Genomic DNA, 6,204 nt, shown 5'->3' on the forward strand with positions numbered 1-6,204 from the left:
GCTGGCGGCGGAAGCCGAAGCCCAGTCCGGCGCTGCCGCGCGCGAGCGCGCGCAGCATGCCGACGCGCATGCCGAGATGCTGCAGCGGCTGCAGGCCAGCTTTGGCGAAGTCGTCGATGCCGCCGCGGCTGGCGATTTCACCGGCCGCGTGCCGGCCGACTTTGCCGACCCCGAACTCAACCGGCTGGCGAGCAGCGTCAACACGCTGGTGGGCGCGATCGAGGCTGGGCTGGCCGAGACCGGCGCGGTGCTGGCCGCCCTCGCCGACACCGACCTGACACAGCGCCTCACCGGCGCATACTCGGGTGCCTTCGCCCGGCTGCAGGCCGATACCAACGCCGTCGGCGACCGGCTCACCGAGATCGTGGGCCAGCTGCGCGGGACGTCGCGGGCGCTGCGCACGGCGACGAGCGAAATCCTGTCGGGTGCCAACGACCTGTCGCAGCGCACCACGCGGCAGGCCGCGACCATCCAGGAGACGACCGCGGTCATGGAGCAACTGGCCGCCACCGTGGTCGACAATGCCCGGCGCGCCGATACGGCCAGCCTGCAGGCCGACGGCGTGACGAAGGCCGCCGAGGCGGGGGGCGACGTCATGGCGCGGGCCAATGCGGCGATGCAGAGCATCACCGCCTCGTCGGACCGGATCTCCAACATCATCGGCATGATCGACGACATCGCCTTCCAGACCAATCTGCTGGCGCTCAACGCCTCGGTGGAGGCGGCCCGGGCCGGCGAGGCCGGCGCCGGCTTCGCCGTGGTCGCGATCGAGGTGCGACGCCTCGCCCAGTCCTCGGCGCAGGCCTCGGCCGAGATCAAGCAGCTCATCCAGCAGAGCGCCGCCGAAGTCGGTCACGGCAGCAAGCTGGTGTCGGAAGCGGCGGCCAATCTCGCCGACATCCTCGCCGGCATCAAGGACAGCAACGCGGCGCTGGGCAGCATCGCCACGGCCAGCCGCGCGCAGGCGGTCTCGATCGAGGAGGTCGCCGCCGCCGTTCGCCAGATGGACGAGATGACGCAGCACAATGCGGCGCTGGTCGAACAGATGAATGCCGCCATCGAGCAGACCGAGGCGCAGGCGGCCGAGCTCGACATGGTCGTCGACGTGTTCACCATTGCCGAGCCCGCGGCCACCTCGGCGCGTGCGGCCTGAGGCCTCGCCTCAGGCCAGCGCCACCTCCACCAGCGCGCGGGCGTGCAGTTCGGCGGTGTCGTAGGTGGGCAGCGGGCTCGAGCTGTCGTCGATGAGCATCGAGATCTCGGTGCAGCCCAGGATCACCGCTTCGGCGCCGCGCGCTGCCAGCCGCGCGATGGCGTCCTGGTAGATGCGCCGCGACTCCTCGCGCACGATGCCGCGGCACAGTTCCTCGTAGATGATGCCGTCGAGATTGGTGATCCCCACGTCCGGCACGAGCACGGCGAGGCCGCGCGCCTCGAGCCCGTCGACGTAGAAGCGCCGCTGCATGGTGAAGCGGGTGCCGAGCAGCCCGACGGTCTCGAACCCGTCGGCCAGCAGCGCGTCGGCTGTCGGGGTCGCGATGTGCACGAAGGGGACGCCCAGCCGCGCCACGATGGCAGGGGCAACGATGTGCATGGTGTTGGTGGCGAGGCCGATGACGCCGCAGCCTTGCCCCTCGAGGCTCTGGGCGGCCGCGGCCAGTACCTCGCCCGCCTGCGTCCAGTCGTCGGCCCGCTGCATCGCCTCGATGGGCGCGAAATCCAGCGAATGCACGATGACCGGCGCCGAATGCAGCCCGCCGCACCGGCGCGCGGTCTCTTGGTTGAGGACGGCGTAGTAGTGCGCCGTCGATTCCCAGCTCATGCCGCCGATGAGGCCGATGGTCTTCACGACGCCGCCTCGTGCCGCTCGCGCACTTGCCCCGGCAGCCCGGCGAAGGCGGCGACGACCTCGCGATAGGCCGCCCGCTTGAACGGCACGATCAGCTCGGGCAGCCGGTCGAGCTCCTCCCAGCGCCACTGGCTGAACTCGGCCGGGTAGGCGCCGCCCCCGGGCCGCAGCACCTCGATCTCCGTCTCCTCGCCGGTGAACAGGAAAGCGAACCAGCGCTGGCGCTGGCCGCGATACTTGCCCTTGAGGGCGATGCCGAGCGCCTCGTCCGGCAGGTCGTAGCAGATCCATCCCGGCGCTTCGGCGAGCAATTCCACGGAGGTGATCGAGGTTTCCTCGAACAGCTCGCGGCGGGCCGCTGCGAGCGGCGCCTCGCCCTTGTCCACGCCGCCCTGCGGCATCTGCCAGGGGGCGGCCGCTTCCGCCGGGGCCTCGGAATCGGCCTCCGGCCGGCGTCGCCCGATGAAGACCCGGCCCTGCCGGTTGAAGACGGCGGTGCCGACGCAGTCACGATAAGGCATCTGTTCGCGGACGGGCATGGGATCAGCTCTTCATCAGGGCACTGGCGGGAACGAGCAGGATGCCCCTGGCTTCGAGGTCACGCGCCCATTCGGCGATGGTCTGCACCGACACCGGCAGCGCCGTGGCGATGCCGATGGCGTGGCCTTCGGCCCGCGCCTTGGCTTCGAGCCGGGCGAGGCTTTCCAGGATGGGCGCCCGCGCCGGGTTGCCGTCGAGCATCATGTCGGCGCGGGCGAAGGGCACGCGGTTGGCCTGCGCCAGTTGCGGCGCCAGCGAGCGATTGGAGGAGCCATCGTCGAGATAGGCCAGCCCGCGCGCCCCCAGTTCCTCCATCATCGGGCCGAAATCGGTGCCCGAGGCGGTGAAGCGGGCGCCCATGTGGTTGACGATGCCGGCATAGCCGCCGAACACGCTCATCACCTTGTAGAGCTTTTCCAAATTGTCGCGCGGCGCCTGGCCGGTCAGCAGGGTCTCGGGCCCGGGGTCGTTGTCCGGATAGTCGAATGGCTCGAGCGGCACCTCGAGAAAGATCTCGTGGCCATCGAGGCGGGCGGCGCCGACCGAACGCTCGAGTCCCTTGCCATAGGGGGCGAAGGCCAGCGTCACCGCCTCCGGCAGGGCGTCGACCGCCTCGAGCGATCCGGCGGGGTTCAGCCCGAGCCCGGTGACGACGATGGCGACCAGCGGCCGCGCCCCGGCGGTCGCAACCGTGACCGAGGCGCGCGAATAGGCCGCGAACGGCGTCTGGCCGCTTGTCGAGACCCGCGGCACCGGACCGAAGGGGGTCTCCTCGACGAGGCCGGGCAGATTGCCCCAGGCGTCGGGGACGGCGGCCACCGCCTCCGGCTCGGCGGCGCCGGCGGCCGCGGCGGGAAGCGAGGCGGGCAGGCCGGCCACGCTCGTGACCGGGATTTCGGGTCCGACCGTGATCGGTCCGGCCGGCGCGACGGCGGCGTTCTCGCCGATGACGGCGTTGGCAGTGCGGGTGGTGTTGAGCGCGACCTCGGCCACCGGGCGGCCGCCATCGGGATCGTCGACGAGGCCGACGCGCAGGGCGACGCCGCCGATCAGCACGGCGACGCCGACAAGGGCAAGCCGGCCGACGGGCAGCCGCCGAAGGCCCTGGCGGGCCTGCACGTCGCGCCGCTTGCGGCGACCGAGCGGTGCGTCGAGGTCACTCACCATCCGCCGCCCCGACCGTGGCCGTACCCGTCCCGGCGATGCACCTGCCCTCAGCCGAGGGGCCGGGCCGGAAAGGCGGCATTGGTCTCCTCGCCCAGGATCAGCCGGATGGCGTACTGCAGTTGGTTGTCCTTTTCCTTCTCGGACGGGACATAGACCGAGGAGCCGACGGTCGCCGTCTCCTCGGTACCGCCGCCGATCTGGCCCTGCAGACCCGCCTCGCCGATGATCTCGTCGCGGCCCTTGAACTCGTCGGGGACGTCCTGGGTTACGACGATGTCGGGCTGGATGCCGGCCGCCTGGATGGAGCGGTTGGACGGCGTGTAATAGCGCGCCGTGGTCAGGCGCATGGCGCCGTTGGGCCCGAGGTTGATGATCGACTGCACGGAACCCTTGCCGAAGGACCTGGTGCCCACCAGGGTGGCGCGCTTGTGATCCTGCAGGGCGCCGGCGACGATCTCGGCGGCCGAGGCCGAGCCGCCATTGATCAGCACCACCAGCGGCACGTCGGCGATCTTGGCGTCGAGCGGGTCGGGGCGGGCGTCGTAGCGGGCGCTTTCCTGCTCGACGCGACCGCGCGTCAGCACCACCGCGCCCTGCTTGAGGAAGGCGTCGCTGACCATCACCGCCTGGTCGACGAGGCCGCCGGGATTGTTGCGCAGATCGAGGATGATGCCCTTGGGCGCGACGCCCTTGCGCTCGCCGAAGATGTCCTTGACCGCCTGCTCGATGCCGACATAGGCCTGCTCGGAGAAGCGCGCCAGCCGCAGCAGGGCGATGTCGCCCTCCATGCTCCAGCGCACCGCGCGCATGGCGATGATGTCGCGGGTGAGTTCGAAGTCGAGGGGCTGGTCGACGCCTTCGCGCACCACGGTGAGCTTGATCTTGGTGCCGACCGGCCCGCGCATCTTTTCGACCGCCTGGTCGAGGGTGAGCCCCTGCACCGCCTGCCCGTCGATCTCGACGATGAAGTCGTTGGCGAGGATGCCGGCCTTGGCAGCGGGCGTGTCGTCGATGGGAGAGACGACCTTGATCACCCCTTCTTCCATCGTCACCTCGATGCCGAGGCCGCCGAACTTGCCGGTGGTGTCCTCCTGCACGTCGGCGTAATCGACCGGCTCGATATAGCCCGAGTGCGGATCGAGCGAGGTGAGCATGCCCTGGATGGCGGCGTGGATCAGCTCGCGCTCGTCGGGTGCGTCGACATATTCGGCACGGATGCGCTCGAAGATTTCGCCGAACAGCATGAGATCGGCGTCGATCTCCTCGGCGGTCCGGGGTGTCGGCGCCGGCGCCGCCGTCTCGGCCGGGGCGCCGGGCTCGGCCGGCTGGTCCTGGGCGATCAGGGCGGTCCCCCCGAACAGCGCCAGTGCGAGCGCGATCAGGGAAGCGCGGACGGGCGTGAGGCGCATCGGGTTCTATCCATTCTCGACCGGGTTTGTCGGGCGGGCCCACCAACCGGTCGGGTCGACGGGCTCGTTGTCTTTTCGCATCTCTATATAAAGCGTTGGCCGGGAGACGCCAGCGCTGGTCGAAACCGTTCGACCAATTGTCCGTGACCCCATGGTTCCCAAGGGTTCGCCCATGAGCACGAACTGGCCGATGTCGACGCTGACCGAGGCCAGGCCGGCGAGCAGCAGGGTGTAGTTCTGGCCCGTATCGAGAATGACGATCTGGCCGTAATTGAGGTATTCGCCGCGGTACAGCACCCAGCCGTCCGCAGGCGCCACCACCTGGGCATCGGCGCGCGTCACCAGCGAAATGCCGCGCGAAATCCCGCCAAAGCCGTCGGCGGCGCCGTAGTCGACCACCGCCACCCCGCTCGAAGGCAAGGTCAGGTAGCCGCGGGCCTGCGCGAAGGGCACGGCCGGCTGGACCCGCTCGGTATTGGCCAAGGCCAGCCGGATGGTGGCCGCGTCAAGGAGCGGCGCCTCGCCGCCGGCATTGGCCTTGGCGGTGGCCTCGGCGGCTACGGCCACGGCGGCGGCGCGGCGCGTCAGATCGTCGATCAGCTGCTTGAGCGATGAGGCCTTGGCCGCAAGCGCCTCGGCCTCGGCCTGCTCGGCCGCGATCTCGGCGGTGATCCGGCCCTCGCTCTGCTTGCGCGCCACGATCAGCGTGGCGATGCGCAGCTGCTCCTCCTCGAGAATCTCGAAATTGGCCCGCAGCCGCGCCTCCTCCTCGAGCGCCGCCGCCTTCACCGCGGCGAGCTGGGTCAGGTCGGCGGTCAGCGCCGCCGCCTTGGCCCGCAGCTGCGGGACGATGGCGGAAATGAGCAGGGCGCTGCGGGCCGAACCGAGCGCGTCTGACGGATCGACAATCAGCGCCGGGGGCGGATGGCGGGAGATGCGCTGCAGCGCGGCCAACACGCTGGAAACGGCCTCTCCGGCGCCGTCGAGGCGGCCGCGCACTTCCATCTCCTGGACGATGAGCTGGCCGAGCCGCTCTTCCATCTTGCCGATCTCGGCCTCGGCGTTGCGCACGCGTTGCGCCGCGGCGATCAGCTCGGCGCTCTGGCGCGTGCGGTCGCCCTGCATGGCCGCGATCTCGGCCTTGAGCGTCTCCACCCGCTCGCGCGACAGGGTGATCGAGGCTTCGATCTCGGCGAGCGCCTGCTGTTCGGCGGCGGCCGGCGCCGCCGGCCCGGTTTC

The 6,204-nt window shown here is 70.7% G+C and carries 6 protein-coding genes; 1 reads left to right on the forward strand and 5 read right to left on the reverse strand.

Going from position 1 to position 6,204, the window contains the following annotated elements; genetic code table 11:
• The coding region (locus tag VGD93_RS16580) for a methyl-accepting chemotaxis protein (RefSeq protein ID WP_395013273.1) at positions 1-1,153 on the forward strand (1,153 nt) is incomplete at its 5' end.
• 9 nt (positions 1,154-1,162) lie between these two features.
• Here the strand turns inward: VGD93_RS16580 and VGD93_RS16585 are convergent.
• The 5 genes from VGD93_RS16585 to VGD93_RS16605 form a co-directional block, all read right to left on the reverse strand.
• Complete coding sequence (locus VGD93_RS16585; RefSeq protein ID WP_395013274.1) at positions 1,163-1,849, reverse strand: aspartate/glutamate racemase family protein; 687 nt, start codon at positions 1,847-1,849, stop codon at positions 1,163-1,165.
• Positions 1,846-2,388, reverse strand: a complete 543-nt coding sequence (locus VGD93_RS16590) for an RNA pyrophosphohydrolase (RefSeq protein WP_395013275.1) — start codon at positions 2,386-2,388, stop codon at positions 1,846-1,848. Before VGD93_RS16590 ends, VGD93_RS16585 begins: the two co-directional genes overlap by 4 nt.
• 4 nt (positions 2,389-2,392) lie before the next feature.
• The gene (locus VGD93_RS16595) at positions 2,393-3,556 is read right to left on the reverse strand and encodes a divergent polysaccharide deacetylase family protein (protein ID WP_395013276.1); all 1,164 of its coding nucleotides are present in this window, start codon (positions 3,554-3,556) and stop codon (positions 2,393-2,395) included.
• A gap of 47 nt (positions 3,557-3,603) precedes the next feature.
• Complete coding sequence (locus tag VGD93_RS16600) at positions 3,604-4,965, reverse strand: S41 family peptidase (protein WP_395013277.1); 1,362 nt, start codon at positions 4,963-4,965, stop codon at positions 3,604-3,606.
• Between the two features lie 6 nt (positions 4,966-4,971).
• On the reverse strand, positions 4,972-6,204 hold a 1,233-nt coding region (locus VGD93_RS16605; RefSeq protein ID WP_395013278.1), incomplete at its 5' end, for a murein hydrolase activator EnvC family protein.

The sequence above is a fragment of the Devosia sp. genome, assembly GCF_036406155.1.
Classification (GTDB): Bacteria; Pseudomonadota; Alphaproteobacteria; order Rhizobiales; family Devosiaceae; genus Devosia_A.